The sequence below is a fragment of the Variovorax sp. Root411 genome, assembly GCF_001425205.1.
Taxonomy (GTDB): Bacteria; Pseudomonadota; Gammaproteobacteria; order Burkholderiales; family Burkholderiaceae_C; genus Variovorax.
This window is the reverse complement of record NZ_LMDW01000016.1, coordinates 399,106-418,214: the sequence shown is the minus strand read 5'-3', so window position 1 is coordinate 418,214 and position 19,109 is coordinate 399,106. Positions and strand designations below refer to the sequence as shown.

The 19,109-nt window shown below is 69.3% G+C and carries 8 protein-coding genes; 2 read left to right on the top strand and 6 right to left on the bottom strand.

Going from position 1 to position 19,109, the window contains the following annotated elements; all coding sequences use genetic code 11:
- Positions 1-8: 8 nt before the first annotated feature.
- From ASC92_RS29105 to ASC92_RS18535, 6 genes are all read right to left on the bottom strand, one after another.
- Positions 9-155, bottom strand: coding sequence for a hypothetical protein (locus ASC92_RS29105; RefSeq protein ID WP_200936003.1), 147 nt, complete (start codon positions 153-155; stop codon positions 9-11).
- 213 nt (positions 156-368) lie between these two features.
- Positions 369-3,005 (bottom strand): AAA family ATPase, encoded by a 2,637-nt coding sequence (locus ASC92_RS18555; RefSeq protein WP_056518487.1) that lies wholly within the window; start codon positions 3,003-3,005, stop codon positions 369-371.
- Positions 3,002-4,129 (bottom strand): metallophosphoesterase family protein, encoded by a 1,128-nt coding sequence (locus ASC92_RS18550; RefSeq protein ID WP_056518486.1) that lies wholly within the window; start codon positions 4,127-4,129, stop codon positions 3,002-3,004. Before ASC92_RS18550 ends, ASC92_RS18555 begins: the two co-directional genes overlap by 4 nt.
- Positions 4,130-4,249: 120 nt before the next feature.
- A complete protein-coding gene (locus ASC92_RS18545; protein ID WP_056518485.1) occupies positions 4,250-4,432 on the bottom strand; it encodes a hypothetical protein in 183 nt (60 codons plus the stop codon).
- Between the two features lie 104 nt (positions 4,433-4,536).
- Positions 4,537-5,256: a peptidoglycan DD-metalloendopeptidase family protein gene (locus tag ASC92_RS18540; RefSeq protein ID WP_235505887.1), complete on the bottom strand. Its 720-nt coding sequence runs from the start codon at positions 5,254-5,256 to the stop codon at positions 4,537-4,539.
- A 105-nt stretch (positions 5,257-5,361) separates the two neighbouring features.
- A complete protein-coding gene (locus ASC92_RS18535) occupies positions 5,362-6,159 on the bottom strand; it encodes a class I SAM-dependent methyltransferase (RefSeq protein WP_235505886.1) in 798 nt (265 codons plus the stop codon).
- 639 nt (positions 6,160-6,798) lie between these two features.
- On the opposite strand from ASC92_RS18535, the gene ASC92_RS18530 reads away from it, so the two are divergent.
- On the top strand, positions 6,799-14,118 hold the full coding sequence (locus ASC92_RS18530) for a type I polyketide synthase (protein ID WP_056518482.1): 7,320 nt from the start codon (positions 6,799-6,801) through the stop codon (positions 14,116-14,118).
- A complete protein-coding gene (locus ASC92_RS18525) occupies positions 14,115-19,109 on the top strand; it encodes a non-ribosomal peptide synthetase (protein ID WP_056518481.1) in 4,995 nt (1,664 codons plus the stop codon). The genes ASC92_RS18530 and ASC92_RS18525 overlap by 4 nt, the downstream gene beginning before the upstream one ends.

Here is a 19,109-nt window from a genome sequence, read left to right as displayed (position 1 = left end):
CCGCGGGTTCAGGCGCTGCGCCGGATGGCGAGCCACAGGAGCAGGCACACGACCACCACGAGCGCGCCGATCAGTGCGAATTCCATGAACGACGTGCCTGCGTCTTCCCGCAGCAGGTTCATGAAGAGTCTCGGCGGCAGTGCGAGCGGTTGCATGTGTGTTCCCCGGTTGTCGTGACCGGCCTGAACTGCCTGCTTGCCCGGTATGGGCAGAAGCGTTCGGCCTGGGGATGACTGTAGGAATCACGCCGCCTTCGCACATGAGCGAAGCGCCCCTTTTGCGGGGGAGCAAAGCGCCCTGCCCGTGCGGGGCGGGGCCATGACAAAGCGCCTACGCGCAGCGCATCGGACTGCGCCGCGGGCTCAGGGCTACGGGATGTTTCGCGCCACGACGCCGAGATCCCGCCAGGCCTCGGGGTGGCAGCTGAAGATCAGGATCTGGTGCCGCGCCGCTGCGTCGTACAGCACCCGCTTCATCTGCCCCAGGCGCTCTTCGTCGGTGTTGACCAGGGCATCGTCGAGGATGAGCAGGGTCGGCTTGCTCGCCTCCTTCAGCAGGTCCGCATAGGCCAGCCGGGCGACGACGCCCATCTGTTCCCGTGCGCCCACGCTGAGTTCGGCGAAATCCCCGCTCTGCGCGCCGCGCTGGCCTTGCCGCGTGATGCGGCCCGGCGAAAGGTCGTCGCCGACCTCGACCTGCGCACCGGGAAACAGAATCTGCAGGTAGTGGTCGAGGTGCTTCTGCAGCGGCGCGCGCAGGCGCCGCGCCAGGGCCGAGCGCTTCTCGCGCAGCAGCTTCAGCAGGTGGTCCAGCGCCTTCGCGCGGCGTTCGAGTTCGGTGCAGCGCCGCGCGGCATGTTCGAGTTCGCGCTGTTTCTCCGACGCTGCTTCTTCCTGGCCCAGCGCGCCCCTGGTTTCCAGCTCTACCTCCAGCCGGGTGATCTCGTTGGCCCGCTGGCTGTGCGTGGCTTCGGCTTGCCTTGCGCTGCGCTCCAGCCGTTCCACGTCCTGCGCGAGCACGGGCAGGTTGACGGTCTGCAACTGCTGTGCGAGTTCGGCGGCCTTGTCCTGCAGGGCCGATTGCTGTGCCAGTGCGTCCGTCAGGGCTCCACCGGCCTCCGCCTTGCGGGTGGCGCGCATCGGGTCGTCCAGCGTGGCCTTCACCGCCGCGAGTTCATCCCCGGCCGCCCTGACCTGTTCCCGCGCATTGCCGGCAGCAACCTTGGCGTCGTTGAGCGCTGCGGATGCGGCCTCCAGCGCGGTACGCGCGGCGCCCTCCTCCGACTCCGCCTGCGCGCTCGACGGCACTGCCGCGCCGGCCGCAAGCGCCGGCGGCATGTTCTGCAGAACCTGCCGCGCTTCCGTGAGGCGGGCTTCGCGCATGGCGATGTCGGCGGCGAGCGCGCTCAATCCCTTCGGCGCGAGCGCAGCCAGCACGGCCTCCGCCGCACTGGCTTCGCCCTTGCGCAGCGCCTGCAGCCGCGCGCGCTCCTCCACGGCCGCCACGCTCTCGGCGCGCAGGCTTTGGAGCAGCGCGGCAAGTTCGTCGCGCGCGCGATCGCGCTCGATGGCGAGGCTCTCCAGGTCGGCCCCGCCCGGCAGTACCGTGATGCGGCCGATGCCTTCGATCTCGATGTCGGTCCGCGCGATGACGGTCTGGCGCTTCGAGCCCGAAAGCTCGATGCCGGCGACCCGCACCCTCGCCGCGGGCTGCAGTTCGAACTCCAGGGCCGTTGCAACCGCATCGAGCCTGGCCTGTGCCGTGCGAAGCGCATCGGCGCAGCGCTGAAGCCGCTTGAGCTCGCCTTCGGGCACCGCGAGCGCCTGGGCCTCGGCCTGCAGACGCGAGACCTTGTCCTGCTCGCTCCTTGCTTTCTCGTGGCTCTGTACGAGCGCCGCAAGCTGCTCGGCCAGGCTGTCGACGGCTCTCTCCTGCGCAATGCGGGAGGCCACCTGTCGCGCGGCGCGCAGGTTTTCGCGCGCGGCGGCATCGGCCTGCGCCGCGGCCGCGTGGCGGGGTTCCCATGCCTGCAGTTCGCCCAACGCCTTGGCCAGACCCTCCTGAACCGCCTGCAGGTTCTTCTGCCGCAGGAGGACAGTGGCTTCCTCGCGCTCCATCGCCTGCAACTGGGTGCGCCAGGAATTCACCTGTGCGGCGACCTGTTTGAGCACGGCGTCCTGCGCGTTCTTGCGGTCGCTCAAACCCTTGGCTTCGTCCAGCCGCTGCTGTGCAACGACGAGCTGCTCGCGCAATGCCGCCCAAGGGCGCGCGGCTTCGTCGCGCTGGTGGTCGCGGCGCAGGCCGGACAGGCGGTCCACGCCGGATCGATAGGCCTCGATGTCGGCACGCAACCGTTCGAGTTCGGCCTCGAGATCCGTGCGCAGCCTGATGGCATCGGCGAAGGGGCCACGCGGCGTTCCGGCCGAGGGGGTGAGCAGTTCGTTGCGTTCGCTTTCCACCGCCTTCAGCACCGCATCGCCATTGCTGGAGGCGAGTTCGCCAAGCGATTCGCCGAGTGCGTTGCGCAGGTGGTCGCTGGCGAAGCCCACGGCGCCGGCAATGTCGTGCGAGGTGCCCTGCTTGATCCACAGCAGCCCCGGAATGCCCATGTGCTCCGGCGTGCTGGCGCCCTTGCCCGGAAAGCGAAAACCGAGCAGCGCCGCCAGGTGGTCTTCCGCCACCGCGCCGTCCATGGCCTTGCCGTCGATGACCAGCTCGCAGCGCTTCTTTCCGAGGAAGGCCTTGGTGAGCCGGCACGGCTTGCCGTCGAGTTCGAAGTCGAGCTCGACCGTGGGCGTCGCCGAGCTTTCTCCCCACGGCCGCAGGTGCTCGACCGCGCTCGAGCGATGCCGCTCGAAGAAGGCGGCGCGTATGGCCTCGGCGACGGTGGACTTGCCCGACTCGTTGGGCGCCGCGAAAAGATTCAGCCCGTCCGTGAAACCGTCGATTTCGAGCGGCGCGCGGAACAGCTTGAAGTTCTCGATGCGAAGTCGCTGCAGCTTCATGCGCCGGCTCCCGGGCGCGCAGCACCTTGCGCGTCGAGGATGCGGGCCAGCGTGAGCAGCGCATCGCGGGCCAGTTCGGCATCGGCATCGCCCTGCTGCGTGCGCAGTGCCTGCAAGGCCTCGCCGACGAAACCGTCGGCATGCAGGGACTGGATGTCTTCTTCCGTCGGCTCCAGCCGCAGCGCTTCGCCGTCCCACACCAGCGCACGCGCGCGGGCGCGGGCGGCGTCGAGCGCGGTGCCCAGCCTGTTGTGGCCGCCGAGGTCGCAGGCGCCTTGCGCGCGCAACTGCAGCACGTCGCTGCCGCTGACTTGGTCCAGCTTCTCCACCAGTTCGTCGATGTCGGAAGGCACCGCGAGCCGTGGTTCCAGTTGCTGCCAGGCGAACTGCCCGGTGCGAACGGGTTCCACCTGCGGCACTGCACCTGCGCCCGCGATGCTCACGAGCAGTGCCTGCCCCGAATTGTTGGCCCTGAAGCGGTCGGTCTCGGGCGTGCCCGCATACCAGGTGCGCTCGTCGATCTGCCGGGTGCCGTGCCAGTCGCCGAGCGCGAGGTAGTCGAGCCGGGCCTGCGCTGCGCGCCCTGCCGCGATGGGATTGGCCGAGTCGATGTCCTCCGACAGGATGCCCTGCACGCAGCCGTGCGCCAGCCCGATGCGGGGCAGACCTTCGTCTCCCTGCGCGGTGGCAAACCAGTCGGTGAGGTCGCCGTAGGTGTGGCGCTGCGTGAGCGGCGCCGGCAGCAGCGTGAACTTGCCGGCCACGGTGCGAGGCTTGGGCTCCAGGCAGCAGACGACGTTCGGCGCGATGGCGCCCAGCCGCTGCGCGCGGCTCCAGACCGATTCGCTCAGCGCGGAATCGTGGTTGCCCGGAATCAGCAGCCAGGGGCCGGCAAAGCCCTGCATGGCGTTGAACATGCGGCGGATGGTCTTGTCGGACACGGTCTGCAGGTCGAACACGTCGCCTGCGACCAGTACGGCGTCGACCTGGCGTTCGGCGGCGATGCCGGCCAGCAGCTCGACCGCCTTGAAGCGCGCCTCGAACAGCGCCGCGGCGTCGTCGGGTTCGAACTGCGAGAACACGCGGCCGATCTGCCAGTCCGCGGTGTGGAGCAAAGAAATCATGCGCGGCCCTCCCTTGCCTCTCGCGTCTTCAGGTCATCTAAAAAACAGCGAGCATCTTAGAGGGCCGGGGACGCACGAGCTTCGCGCGGCTGCGCGAGGCCCTGGGGAGCAGGCGGGCGGCTAGAGCCTGGAGTCGATCCCCGACGCGCACTCTTCAAGCAGCGCGGCCGATTGCGTGACCTGCTCGGAAATTTGGGCACGCAGCGGCTGCCAGTCGAGACTGAATGGAGCAAGAAGGAACCATTGCGTGGTCAGGGCCAGCGCGATGCCAAGAATGACGAACATCCAGTGCACGAGTTCCATTGCCGCCCCAGTACAGAGTGAGGGCGAGAGTCTGCGCATTCCACTGGCGCTGCGATATCACCAATTCGGGGGATGCCTTTCGCCATAGGGCCGCGCCGCCGCGGTCACCTCGCAGGCAGGTACTGCCGCGGATCGACCGCATTGCCGCGGTGGCGGATCTCGAAGTGGAGCTTGGCGCGCCCGCCGTCGGCGCCGCCGATCTCGGCGATCTTCTGGCCCTTTTGCACCTGCTGGCCCTGCTTCACCAGCATCGATCGCACATTGGTATAGACCGACATGTAGGAGCCGCCGTGATCGACCATGAGCACGCTGCCGTAGCCGCGCAGCGTTTCAGTTACGGCCACCTTGCCCGCGCCGATGGACAGCACCGGCTCGCCGAGGCTGCCGCCGATGTCGATGCCCTTGTTGCTGCTGCCGTTGAAGCCCGCGATCACCTGGCCTTGCGCGGGCCAGGTCCAGTCGCTGCGCCGCGATGCGGGGGGTGTGGCCGGTTCCGGCTCCGGCACTGCGGCCCGGGGCGGCCTCGAACGCTCGGAGCGCTCGGCGCCTGCGCTCCTTGCGGACGGTTCGGACGAAGTTCCGCCCGGCGGGACCACGCGCAGCACTTGCCCCGCCTCGAGCCGATCGGGATCCTGCAGGTTGTTCCAGCGGGCAACCTCGCCCGGCGAACGCCCCGCCTTCAAGGCGATGCGATAGAGCGTGTCGCCCGGCTGGACGACGTACTCGCCCGGTCCCGCCACCGGCGCCTTGGGAGAGGTGGAGCACGCTGCCACCATCAATGCCGCGGTCAGCGCAATGCCCGCGCGCCAGTTCCTTCCTGTCACAACCACTAGCGGATTCCTTCCTTGATGACCTGAATCTCGCGCGCCCCGGTGCTCCGGGGACCGCGCTCGAAGAATCCGGGAAGGCTACCAGCAGTCGCGGGAGGTTCAACCGGCCTCCGGTTCCTCTCCCGTCGTGCGCCTTGCAATGCACATCAGCGACAGCGCGCTCGCCGGGGAAGCCGGATCACGGCCGGACAGCACATTGCCCATCCGGTACTTCCATTGGGCCGGCCCCACTTCGCCGGCGAGCGCCTCGGCGCCTATCTGGTGGTTGTGCGGGTGCACGCGGACGTCGAAGCCCAGCGGCTGCAGTGTGGATTCGAAGAACTCCTTCGTCACGCCGTCGCCGGGCCGGTGATGCACCTCGGTCTTCAGCCCCCAGGACTGCTGGCTGCCGGTCTTGTGGAAACCGTGCCCTGTCATGCGGTAGACCCACAGCCGCGCGTCCCACAACAGCCTGGCCAGACCCTTGTAATCCCATGCCGTCAGTTGCGGGTCGTGGTCGGTGATCAGGAGACCATCGGGCTTCACGAGGCGAGCGCCCTCCTTCAGCACCGCCGTCATGTCGTCGCAGTGGTGCAGCGCCGCATTGATCACCACGATGTCGGCCACGCGCGAGCGGAACGGCGTGTGCGCCGCATCCGCCAGCACCGTCGTGTAGCCGAGGCCCGCGGCCAACTCCAGCGAGCCCGGCGCCACGTCGACGCCGATGAGCAGCCGGGGCTTTCCACCCAGCGTGGCAAAGACGTTGCCAGGCCCGCAACCCAGGTCGATGACGACCTTGTCCGTCCAGTCTCCTCCCGCAGCGAGCCAGCGGCCGCGGAAGTGCGCATCGCGGTGGCAGAAATCCAGGTATTCCTGGGCCCAGGCCGCATTGCCGAAATACGTGGCATTGGCGGTCAATGCATCTGAATTGTTCGGGAGAATTGATTTCAGATAGTGAGCGCAACGCGTCAGGACAACACCCGGCAATAGGATTTCGTAAAGCATTTTGGACCTTGGGAAAGATTGATTCCGCACGCGGTGCGCGCTTCTTTCAGTCTTTTCAAATTCAAGGTTTTGTACAGATATTTTTTATACAGTTACAGACTCGGCCAACTGATAACAGCCGTGGCCGGGAGGACGTTTCATTTTCGCGAGCAAAACCGCCGCATTTTTTGCATCGTTCCACAGGCAAAAGGCGTGCATCGACGCAGCCGCCCATGCGAACGCACGCAAGGCGCTTCCCTGCGTATTTTTCCCATTCCTCCCCCGGAGTACCTCGCTTCAGCGGGATTGTTGGAGCCTTTGGAAAGCCTTACTGGCGGCCTTTCCTCCTCCAAATCGCGCATCAGTTACCTCGTACTGGATGATTCCGGTAGTACGTTTTAGAAATAACCTTATCCGTTTGTAACCTAGGCAGAAAGTGCTCACATCGGCCGCTGGAAAGCTCCTAGGATGAAGCCACGAAAAGAACATAACAAACGCGCTCCCCAATTGATTGGGCAAATGGAATTTCCATTTGCCCAATTGCTTCCATTGTATTTCTTCAGGGATATTTAGATGGAAATTCAAAGTGTTTCGCAGCCGCAGGAAAGCTCTCCAGGACTCGCCTTGGAAGACCTGTTCGTGCCGCGATGCAAGCCGGAAGGACCGGCCGCCGCCCGCACCGGTTCGCTGGCGCTCGAGCCCGGCTTCGCCCGGCGCTGGAGCCAGTGGCTCGCTACCACCGGCCAGCTGCCCGACACCCTCTTCGCGGGCGCATGGCTGCTGCTGCAGTCGCGCTGGCTCGGAAACCTCTGCCCCGTGCTGCACGAGGCGGGCGTTGCGCCGGTGCGTTGCTCGACCACCGTCGCGTTCGACGCCACCAAGGCCGCTGGTGCCTGGCTGGCTGAACTGGACCTCGCCCGCCGCGGGGCGTCGCAATCACCGCAGGCCATCGCGCCGCCGGACTCGCTCTGGTTGCGCGAAGAGGTGGACGCCGACGCCCCGGTGCGGCTGCGCTTCGACGCCGCTTCGGCATTGCTTCATATATATGCAGCCGCGGGCTTGATGGACGCCGCCGCAATCGAACAGCTGCTTGCCGCCCTTGCCGACACCGCCCAGGACCTGTTGGAGCGCCCCGATGCCGCACTCGACGACATCCGCACGCTGCCGTACAGCGACCGCGCCGATCAGCTCGCAGCCTGGAACGCCGCCCTCGCTCCGGCGGACCCGGCAACCACGGTAACCGGCGTGTTCAGCCGCCAGGCCGCGGCCGCCCCCGATGCCATCGCCATCGCGCAAGGCGATGCCCAAATGAGCTACGGCGAACTCGACCGGCGCTCCGACGAACTCGCGCGGCGCCTCCAGTGCCTGGGCGTTTGCAGCGGCGACGGCGTCGGCCTGCTGCTCGACCGCTCGATGGCCGCCATCGTGGCCCAGCTCGGCATCCTCAAGGCCGGCGGTGCCTACGTGCCGGTGCCCACCGATTTCCCGCCCGAGCGGATTGCCTACATGCTCGGCGAGGCGCGTGCGCACCACGTGCTCACCACGCAGGCGCACCACCACCTGGTCCCCCCAAACCACGGTGTTTTGCTGCTCGACGAGTACGAAGACAAGACAAATCGAAGTGCATGGAACCCGCCGGCGATCGACGCCGGATCGGTGGCCTACGTCATGTACACCTCGGGCTCGACGGGCACGCCCAAGGGCATCGAGATCTGCCACCGGTCGATCCTGCGGCTGGTGGTGGGCGTGGACTATGTCGCGCTCGCTCCGGGCCGAGCGATGCTGCACGCGGCGCCGCTGGGCTTCGACGCGGCCACGCTCGAAATATGGTGCCCGCTGCTCAACGGCGGCTGCTGCGTGGTCCACGAAGAGCGCGTGCCCACCGGTGCCGGCCTCGCGCGCACCATCGCGCGCCACGACGTGCACACGGCATGGCTCACCGCCGCGCTGTTCAACGCCGTGATCGACGACGACCCGGCCCATCTTTCCGGCCTGCGGCACCTGTTCACCGGCGGCGAAGCGCTGTCGGTGCCGCACGTGCGGCGCGCGCTGGCCGCCCTGCCCAGCCTCACGCTGAGCAACGGCTACGGCCCGACCGAGTGCACGACATTCGCGGCCACGCACCGCATTGCATCGCCGCTGCCGGAAGACCTGCGTTCGATTCCGCTCGGCCGCCCCATCAAGGACACCGTGCTGCGCGTGCTGAGCCCCTCGATGGCGCTGCTGCCGACAGGCTTCGTGGGAGAGCTTTGCATCGGCGGCCACGGCCTGGCCCGCGGCTATCTGCGGCAGCCCGCGCTCAATGCCGAACGCTTCGTGCCCGATCCCTTCGGCGGCCCTGATGAGCGGCTCTACCGCACCGGCGACCTCGCGCGCTGGCTGCCCGACGGCACCGTCGAATTCATCGGACGGCGCGACGGCCAGGTGAAGATCCACGGCCACCGCATCGAGACCGGCGAGGTCGAGGCCGCGATCCTTGCCCACCCGGACATCCAGTCCTGCGCCGTGGTCGCGCGGCCCGACGGCAGCGGCCAGCTGCGCCTTGTGGCCTATCTCGTCGCGCGCTCGCAGAAGGTTTCGTGGGACGCGCTGCGCACGTACCTCGCGGCCCGCCTGCCAACAGCGCTGATTCCCGCCGCCCAGGTGTGGCTCCCTCAGCTGCCAGTCACGCCCAACGGCAAGCTCGACCGCAGGGCGCTGCCCGAGCCGGCCGGCGAACGCCCCGAGCTCGCCCAGCCTTTCGAGGAGGCACAGGGCGCCGTCGAACAGCAGGTGTGCGATGCCTTCGCCGGCGCGCTGCGCATCTCGAAGGTCGGGCGCAACGACAACTTCTTCGACCTCGGCGGCGATTCGCTGCTCGTGCTGCAGGTGCTCGCCGACCTGCAGCGCAGCACCGGCCTGCCGTTGTCGACCAACCTTTTCTTCCGCAATCCCACGCCAAAAGCGATGGGTGCGCGGATGCAGCAGGCGGGTGATCTGCCCGCCTCGGCCGCTGCGGTCGTCTCGGGGGATCGACCGACCACAGCGGCCACCCTTGCAGCGCGGCCGGACGCCGGCATTCACGACGCCATCGCCCTGGTTGCCACCGCCGGGCGCTTCCCCGGCGCGGCCGACGTCGAGCAGTTCTGGGACAACCTCGTTGCCGGGCGCGACACCATCAGCTTCTTCGACGACGCCACGCTCGACGCCGGCGTGAGCGAGGCCCTGCGCAGTGATCCGTCCTACGTTCGCGCACGCGGCGTGATCGACGGCATCGAGGACTTCGACGCCGCCTTCTTCGGCATCGGCCCGAAGGAAGCACAGCTGATGGACCCGCAGCAGCGCGTGTTCCTCGAGATCTGCTGGGAATGCCTGGAGCGCGCCGGCTACGTGCCCGATGCCGCGCCGGGACCGGTGGGCGTGTATGCCGGCATGTACAACGCGACCTATTTCCAGCGCCACGTGAGCACGCGGCCCGACCTGGTGGAGCCGGTCGGCGAGTTCCAGGTGATGCTGGCCAACGAGAAGGACTACATCACCACGCGGGTGGCGAACCGGCTCAACCTCACAGGCCCGGCCGTCAGCGTGCATACCGCCTGCTCGACCTCGCTGGTGGCCGTGGCCCACGCCTTCCATGCGTTGCGCACGGGCCAGTGCTACATGGCGCTCGCAGGCGGCGCCTCGGTCACCTGCCCGCCGCGCAGCGGCTATCTCTACAACGAGGGCTCGATGCTCTCGCCCGACGGCCGCACGCGCAGCTTCGACGCGCAGGCCCGGGGCACGGTTTTCAGCGACGGCGCAACCGTGGTGCTGCTCAAGCGGCTGGCCGACGCGCAGGCCGATGGAGACACCATCTACGCCGTGTTGCGCAGCGCCTGCGTGAACAACGACGGCGGCTCCAAGGCCAGCTTCACGGCGCCCAGCGTCGACGGGCAGGCGGCGGTGATCCGCGCAGCGCTCGCGGCGGCCGACGTCGATGCGCGCAGCATCTCGTACGTGGAGGCTCACGGCACCGCCACGCCGATGGGCGACCCGATCGAGGTCGAGGCGCTGGCCTGTGCCTATGCCGAGCACACCGACGCGCTCGGCTACTGCACGCTCGGCTCGCTCAAGAGCAACGTCGGCCACATGGTCACGGCGGCCGGCGCGGCCGGCCTCATCAAGACGGCGCTGGCGCTGCACCACGAACAGATTCCGCCGACCGTGCATTTCAGCGCGCCGAACCCGGCGATCGACTTCGCGCGCACCCCCTTCCACGTCACGGCGAGCCTGCAGCCGTGGCCGCGCGCCGACCAGCCGCGCCGCGCGGGTGTCAGTTCATTCGGCGTCGGCGGCACCAACGCGCACGTCATCGTCGAAGAAGCGCCGCCGCGGCCGGCTTCGCCGCCGGCGGCGGGCGACCAGGTGTTGCCGCTGTCGGCGCGCTCAGAGGCCGCCCTCACCTTGGCCACCGAGCAGCTCGCGGCGCACCTCGAGGCGCACCCCGAACTGCCGCTGGCCGACGTAGCCCATACCCTCGCGGTCGGCCGCAAGGCCCACACCTTCCGCCGCGCGGTGGTGGCCAGCGGAACGGCCGAAGCCATCGCGGCCCTGCGCAGCGCCGACTCGCCCAGCCGCGCCAGCGGCCGCACCGCCTCGCGTGCACCGCAGCTCGTGCTGATGTTCCCCGGGCAGGGCGCGCAGTACGCAGGCATGGGCAAGAACCTCCGCGCGAACGACCCGGTGTTCGCCGCCGCGTTCGACGACTGCATGGCCGCTTTCGACGGCGCGACCGATTTCGACCTGCGCGAGCGCATGTTCTCCGGCGACGCGCAATCGCTGGTGCCCACGGCCGTCACGCAGCCTGCGATCTTCACGCTCGAATACGCGCTGGCGCGGCGGCTGCTGGCGCTGGGCGCGCGGCCGCATGCGCTGATCGGCCACAGCGTCGGCGAATTCGTCGCGGCCGTGCTCGCGGGCGTGATGCGGCTCGAAGACGCCGCCCGCCTCGTGGCCCGCCGCGGCGCGCTCATGCAGGCCCAGCCGGCCGGCGCGATGCTGTCGGTGCGCCTTGGCGCGGCCGAGCTGGCCGGCCGGCTCGGCCCGCAGCTGTCGCTCGCCGCCGAGAACGGCCCCACGGCCTGCGTCGCCGCCGGGCCCTTCGACGCCATCGCAACACTGCAGGCCGCGCTGGAAGCAGACGGCATTCCGGCCCGCCCGCTGCAGACCTCGCACGCCTTCCACTCCGCCATGATGGACGCGGCTGTCGCGCCCTTCGAGGCGCTGGTCGGCAAGGTGGCGCTGCGCGCACCGCAGATGCCGATCTACTCGACGCTGACCGGCCAGCCGCTCGAAGACGCCGAGGCCACCAGCCCGGCCTACTGGGCCCGGCACCTGCGCGAAACCGTGCGCTTCTCGCCGGCCGTGCGCTGCGCGATGGCGCAAACGGCGAACCCGCTGTTCGTGGAAGCCGGTCCGCGCAACATGCTCTCCACGCTGGTGCGCCAGCACGGCGCGAGCAGCGCCGTGCCGCTGCTGCATGGCGAGCCGGCCGAAGAGGCCCACACCCTGCGGCTGGCGCTCGGCCGCCTCTGGACCTGCGGCGCCGAAGTCGAGCTGTCGCGCCTCGCCGCCCGTGCCGGCGCACAGCGCGTGCGCCTGCCCACCACGCCGTTCGAGCGCAAGCGCTTCTGGGTCGACATCGCCGCTCCCACCCTTCTCCCCCTTTCCACCGCGACCGCATCCGTCAGCGCTGCCGTCGCGGCTCCTGCCTCTTTCATTCCATCCATTCCCCTGGAGCCGATCGTGACCGCAGCAGCAACGCCCTCGCCTCTTCCCCCTCCCGTCTCGTCCATGGACGCACGCCTGCGCACCCTGTTCGAGGACATCTCCGGCCTCGACATGGCGCAGGCGGAGGGACACGCGCCCTTCGGCGAACTGGGCCTGGATTCGCTCACGCTGACCCAGGCGGCCACGCAGATCAAGAAGCACTTCAAGGTCAACCTCAGCTTCCGCCAGCTGATGGAGAAATACCGCTGCTTCGACTCGCTCTCGGCCTTCCTGCGCGAGAGCCTGCCGCCTGAGGCAGCGCCCGCGCCGGCCGTTGCAACCGCCGTCGTGGCAGCGCCGGTGGAAAGTGCCGTCGCCGTGCAGGCCGCGCCGCGCCAGCCGATGCCCGTGTACATGCCGATGCAAGGCGGTGCCGCGGGCGACGCGCAGCTGTCCCAACTGATTGCGCAGCAGATGGAACTGATGCGCCAGCAGCTCGCACTGCTGTCGGGCGCGGCGCCGGCCGCGCCGCTGATGACGCTGCAGGCGGTGCCGGTCCAGCCGGTGGCTGCAGTTCCTTCCGAGGAGCCCGCGCAGAAGGAGCCGGTGCGCTACGACGTGTCCAAGGCCTTCGGCGCCATCGCCCGCATCCACACCCAGCGCATGGCCGAACCCAGCGGCCGCCAGAAGGCACGCCTCGCCGCCTTCGTCCGGCGCTATGTCGAGCGCACGCGCAAGAGCAAGGAGTTCACCGACGCCAACCGCCCCCACATGGCCGACCCGCGCGTGGTCAACGGCTTCCGGCCGATCACGAAGGAGATCACCTACCAGATCGTCATCGAGCGCTCAAAGGGTTCGAAGATGTGGGATCTCGACGGCAACGAATACGTCGACGCGCTCAACGGCTTCGGCATGAACATGTTCGGCTGGCAGCCCGACTTCGTGCAGGAGGCCGTGCGCAGGCAGCTCGACCAGGGCTACGAGATCGGCCCGCAGCACCCGCTGGCGGCCGAGGTCACTGCGCTCATCTGCGAGCTCACCGGCAGCGACCGCGCCGGCCTGTGCAACACCGGCTCCGAAGCCGTGATGGCCGCGCTGCGCATCGCGCGCACCGTCACCGGGCGCAGCACGGTGGTGGTGTTCACCGGCTCCTACCACGGCACCTTCGACGAAGTGCTGGTGCGCGCCGGCAAGGGCGGCAAGGGCCTGTCGGCAGCGCCGGGCGTGATGAGCGGCATGTTCGGCGACATCCGCGTGCTCGACTACGGCACGCCCGAGGCGCTGGCGTTCATCCGCGAGAACGCCGACGACCTGGCCGCCGTGCTGGCCGAGCCGGTGCAGAGCCGCCGCCCCGACTTCCAGCCGCGCGAGTTCCTGCACGAGGTGCGCGACATCACCGCGAAGAGCGGCTGCTGCCTGATCTTCGACGAGGTCATCACCGGTTTTCGCACCGCGCTGGGCGGTGCCCAGGAGCTGTTCGGGGTGCGCGCCGACCTCGCCACCTACGGCAAGGTCATTGGCGGCGGCTTCCCGGTCGGCGTGATCGCCGGCAAGCGCGAGTTCATGGACGCGCTCGACGGCGGCCCCTGGCAGTACGGCGACGACTCGATCCCGGGCGTCGGCGTGACCTACTTTGCCGGCACCTTCGTGCGCCATCCGCTCGCGCTCGCCGCGGCCAAGGCTTCGCTCACCCACCTGAAGGAAGCCGGGCCCGCGTTGCAGTCCGGGCTCAACGGCAGCACCGCCGCCATGGCCGCCGAGCTCTCGGGCTGGTGCAGGGAAGTCGGCGCGCCCATCGAGATCCGCCACTTCGCGTCGCTGTGGCGCGTGAGCTGGCTCGAAGACCACCCGCTGCAGGACCTGCTGTTCGCAATGATGCGCAGCCGCGGCGTGCACATCCTGGACAACTTCCCTTGCTTCCTCACGAGCGCGCACAGCGCCGAGGACATCGCATTCATCCAGGGCGCATTCAAGGAGTCCGTCGCCGAGATGCAGGAATCCGGGTTCCTGCCGCGCCGCGCCGTGGCCGTCGCCGGCTTCGACGCGCACAAGCCGGATGAAGAAGGCTCGGTTCTGGCCCGCGACATCGACGGCCAGCCCTTCTGGTACGTGCCCGGCGCTCCCACCCCCAGCCAGCACATCTTCAATGGAAAGGCCGCAGCATGAACGCCGTTTTCAAGCCCACCGACAGCGGTGATGCCATCGAATGCATCATTGCGACGACGGAATCGCAACGCGAAGTCTGGCTCGGCGCAACCCTGAGCACCGAGGCCTCGATGGCCTACAACGAATCGGTCCTGCTGCGCCTGCGCGGCGCGCTGGACGGCGAGGCCCTGGCGCGTGCCATGGACCGGCTGCTCGAACGCCACCAGGCGCTGCGCGCCACGATCTCGCCGGACGGCACTTGCATGCTGGTCAGCCATCCGGGCGGGAACGTCCTGACCCGGCAAGACTTGAGCGGGCTCGAGCCTGAAGCCCGTGCGCAGGCACTGCGCTCCGCCCATGGCCAAGCGGTGTGCACGCCCTTCTCGCTCGAACACGGCCCGCTGTTCCGCGCCGTGCTGTACCGCCTCGGCGATGCCGAGCACGAACTCGTGATGTCGGCGCACCACGTGGTCTGCGACGGCTGGTCCTGGGGAGTCATCACCGAGCAGCTGGGCCACCTGTATGCCGAGCAGACCGGCGCCGGGCTGAAGCTCAGGGCCGCGCCGCGCTTCGCCGACTTCGCCGCCGAAGAAGCCGCCGCGGCCGCGCATCCCGACATGCAGGCGCACGTGGACTATTGGCTCGGGCGCTTCCCCGGCAGCACGCAGCCGGTGCTCGACCTGCCGCTGGACCGTCCGCGTCCGGCCGCACGCACCTTCAATTCGCGCCGCACCGAGCGCCTGCTCGACAAGCGCCTCGTCAGCGCCATGCGCGCGACCAGCACCAAGGCCGGCGCCAGCCTGTTCACCGGACTGCTCAGCGGCTTCGTCGCCACGCTGCACCGCCTCACGGGGCAGGAAGACATCGTCGTCGGCATTCCGTCGTCGGGCCAGCTCGCGCACGACGTGCCCGGGCTGGTCGGCCATTGCGTGAACCTGCTGCCGCTGCGCATCGCCACACATGCCGGCATGCGCTTCGACGCGCTGATGGACGAATGCAACACCGCCGTGCTCGACGCCTTCGACCACCAGGCGCTCACCTATGGCGCGCTGCTGGGCCAGCTGTCGCTGGAGCGCGACCCGAGCCGGCTGCCGCTGGTGAGCGTGGCGTTCAACGTCGACCCCGACGTGGCGAGCAGCGCCGAGGCGTTCACGGACCTCCACGTGGTGCAGGACACCATTCCCCGCCGCTACGAGAACTTCGAACTGTTCCTGAACCTGCGCCCGCTCGATGGCGGCCTGATGGTGGAGGCGCAGTACAACACCGACCTGTTCGACGACGTCAGCGTACAGCGCTGGCTGGACATGTTCGAGTGCGTGCTGCAGTCGGGCTCGCACAAGCCGGACGAAACGGTCGGTCGGCTCGAAGTGCTGTCGGTCGGTGCCGCGCGCTCGCTGATCGCGCTGCAGCCCGCGCGCGTTCCGCTGGTCGGCCTGCCGCTGGCGCATGCCGGCTTTGTCGCGCGCGTGCCTCGGCAGCCCGATCATCCGGCGGTGCGCGACGGCGCGCGAAGCTGCAGCTACGGCGAACTCGATGCGCTGTCGAACCGCATGGCGCGTGCATTGCACGCGCGCGGCGTGGGCCGCGGCCAGCGCGTGGGGCTGTGCCTGGAGCGCAGCCTGGAAATGGTCGTCGCGATGCTGGGCATCCTGAAGGCGGGCGCGTCCTACGTGCCGCTCGATCCGGCTTTCCCGCAGGCGCGGCTCGACCACTACGCCAGCGACGCCCGGCTCAGCCTGATGCTGACCTCGTCGGACATCGCCGTGGCGCCGCGCGACTGGTGCGCCGACGCGGGCCAGCGGATCTTCGAGATCGACCGCGACGCTGCCTGGCGGCAGCTGTCCGGCGAAACCCTGCCGCCGAGCACGGATGACCCGGGGCCCGAAGACGCCTGCTATGTGATCTACACCTCCGGCTCGACCGGCTCGCCCAAGGGCGTCATCGTTCATCACCGGGGCGTGGCACACCTGCTGCAGTGGATGCAGCGCCAATCGGACGTCGGCCCGGCCGACCGGATCGCCGCCGTCACCACCCTGTCGTTCGACATGGCCATACCCGACCTGCTGCTGCCGCTGGCGGCGGGCGCCGAACTCGTGATGGTGAAGCGCGAGGTCGCCATGGACGGCAACCGCCTGTCCCAGGCGCTCGATCAGGAGCAGATCACGCTGCTGCAGGCCACACCCGGCATGTGGCAGCTCCTGCTCGATGCCCAGTGGGCCGGCGGCGCCCCCGGCTTCCGCGGCTGGACCGGTGGCGAAGCGCTGCGCCCGAGCATGGCGCTGGCACTGTGCGAACGCATGGAGGGCCTGTGGAACGGCTATGGGCCGACCGAGACCACGGTGTACTCCACGGCCTGGCACGTTCGTCCTGAAGAGATCGCATCGCGCGGCGTGTCGATCGGCCGGCCCGTCGACAACACCGAGATCTGGATCCTCGATGCCGAACTGCAGCCCTGCCCCATCGGCGTGCCGGGCGAGATCTGCATCGCCGGCGAAGGCGTCTCGCTGGGCTACCTCGACCGTCCGGAACTGACCGCCGAGCGCTTTGTCACGGTGCGCATCTTCGGCACCTCGAAGAGGGTGTACCGCTCGGGCGACCGCGGCCGCTGGCGCAACGACGGGCTGCTCGACCACCTCGGCCGGCTCGACTTCCAGGTCAAGGTGCGCGGCTACCGCATCGAGCCCGGCGAGATCGAGGTGCGCTGCTGCGAGGTTGCGGGCGTCTCCCGCAGCGTGGTCGTGGCGCGCGAGGACAACCCCGGCGACGTGCGCCTGGTGGCCTACCTCGCGCTGGTGCCGGGCGTGGGCTTCGACCTCGAAGCGCTGATGGTGCACCTGCGCAAGCACCTGCCGGCCTTCATGCTGCCGCAGCACGTGGTGACGCTCGATGCCTTGCCGACGCTGCCGAACGGCAAGGTCGACCGCGTCTCGCTGCCGCCGCCGCAGGCGGCCGCGCGCGACGAGGTGCGGCGCGGCGCCGGCCCGCGCAACGACCACGAGCGCAAGGTGCTCGCGATCATGGAGAAGGTGCTGAGCCTTCCGGGCCTTGACATGCACGACAACTTCTTCACCGTGGGCGGCCATTCGCTGCTGGCCGCGCGGCTCACCACGCTGCTGAGCCGCGAGTTCCAGGTCACGCTGCCGCTGCGCTCGCTGTTCGAGGCGCCCACGGCCGAGAAGTTGGCAGCGGCCATCCAGGGACTGCAGGGTGCGGGCGTCGGGCTACAGGCTCCGATCGCGTGCCGCCCCGGGCGCCGCAGCGCGCCGCTGACGCTTTCGCAGGAGCGCATCCGCTTCATGGAGCAGCTGCACCCGGGCCGCTCGGTCTACAACGCGCCCTCGGCGCAGCGGCTGATCGGGCAGCTCGATGCAACGCGCTTCGAGGGCGCGCTGCGCGAGGTGATCCAGCGCCAGCCCTCGCTGCGCACCCGCATGGACATCGACTCGCAAAGCGGCAAGCCGGTGCAGCTGATCGCGGAGTCCGTGGAATTCGCCATGCCGCAGGTCGACCTGCGCGGCCTGCCGGCCGACCAGCGCGAGGCCGAGCTGGCCGAGCGCATGCAGGAGCTGGCGGACCGGCCGATCGACATCCACAGCGCGCCGATGATGCACACGACCCTGTTCCAGATCGACGACAACGAGCACGTCTTCATGTTCGTGCCGCACCACCTGATCTGGGACGGCTGGTCCTTCGACCTGATGCAGCGCGAGCTGGCCGCGCTCTACGACGCCGCCGAACGCGGCCGTCCGCACAACCTGCCCGCTCTCGCCACCACCCACGGCGACTATGCCGAGTGGCTGGAGAAGTGGATGACCGAGCCCGCCTGCGAGGAACAGCTCGCGTTCTGGCGCGGCCGCCTCGAAGGCGCGAAGGCCGTGCGGCCGCCCGTGACCGACATGCCGCGCCGCGCGGGCAAGAGCGGCCAGGGCGGCGCGCACTGGATCAGCATCGACCTGCAGAGCACGCAGCAGCTGCGCGAGATCGCGCGCGACATGGACGTGACGCTCAGCATGCTGACCTTCGGCGTCTACGCGCTGACCATGGCCCAGGTGACCGGCAACGGCACCATCGTCATCGCCAACCCGGTGCGCGGTCGCCAGCAGGCCGAGACGGAAGACGTCATGGGCTTCTTCAACAACGTGCTGCCGGTCTCGCTCGCGGTGGACATGGCGCTGCCGCTGCCAGGCTTCATGCGCTACGTGAAGCAGGAGCTGCTGTCGATGATGAACAACCAGCAGGTGCCGTTCGAGCGCCTGATGGCCGAGCCGGGCTATGCGGGGCAGATCAAGACCTCCGGCCCCTACCAGTCGATGTTCTCGTTCCAGGACGCGCGCGAGCGCTCGCGCTCCATCGGCAGCCTGCAGACCCGCCAGATGCACGTGATGCAGCATGGCGCCACCGACGACATCGGCGTGTGGCTGATGGACAAGCCGCACGGCCTGGAAGGCGCGCTGATCTACAACGCCGACGTGTACCTGCGCGAGACCGGCGCCCAGATGCGCGAGCGCTACCTCGAGGTGCTGCGCCGCGTTGCGGACCACCCGGGCGCCACGCTCGCGGAGATCGCCAGCACGGAAGGCTCGGCCAGCGCGCTCTACCTGCGCAAGCTGGCCGGCGACACGGACAAGGGCACGCCGGCCGGCGCCGCCAACGGCGACGAGCGCAAGGCCAGGCAGGGCCTGCTCAGCCCCGAGCACGCGCAGCTCGCCCAGATCTGGGCCGGCGTGATCGGCATCGACGTGAGCGAGATCCGCGCCAGCGACAACTTCTTCGACCTCGGCGGCGACTCGCTGCTGGTGCTGCGCGCCGTGCAGCAGGCGGCACAGACGCTGGGGCACCGCGTGGAGCCGCGGCGCTACCTGTTCGAGAACCTCGGGCAGATCGCCTCGTCGGCGCAGGCCGCGCCGCAGGGCGTGCCGTCCGACCTCGCGGAACTGGCCGCCGACACGGCCGCACACGCGCAGCGCGGCGGCCTGCTGGGCGCCCTCGGCAGCTGGCTGCGCAAGGGGTGA

Excerpts from the sequence above, each read along its gene's own strand:
- ASC92_RS18525 (WP_056518481.1), top strand. The coding sequence starts at position 14,115 with ATGAACGCCGTTTTCAAGCCCACCGACAGCGGTGATGCCATCGAATGC.
- ASC92_RS18530 (WP_056518482.1), top strand. The coding sequence starts at position 6,799 with ATGGAAATTCAAAGTGTTTCGCAGCCGCAGGAAAGCTCTCCAGGACTC.
- ASC92_RS29105 (WP_200936003.1), bottom strand. The coding sequence starts at position 155 with ATGCAACCGCTCGCACTGCCGCCGAGACTCTTCATGAACCTGCTGCGG.
- ASC92_RS18555 (WP_056518487.1), bottom strand. The coding sequence starts at position 3,005 with ATGAAGCTGCAGCGACTTCGCATCGAGAACTTCAAGCTGTTCCGCGCG.
- ASC92_RS18545 (WP_056518485.1), bottom strand. The coding sequence starts at position 4,432 with ATGGAACTCGTGCACTGGATGTTCGTCATTCTTGGCATCGCGCTGGCC.
- ASC92_RS18550 (WP_056518486.1), bottom strand. The coding sequence starts at position 4,129 with ATGATTTCTTTGCTCCACACCGCGGACTGGCAGATCGGCCGCGTGTTC.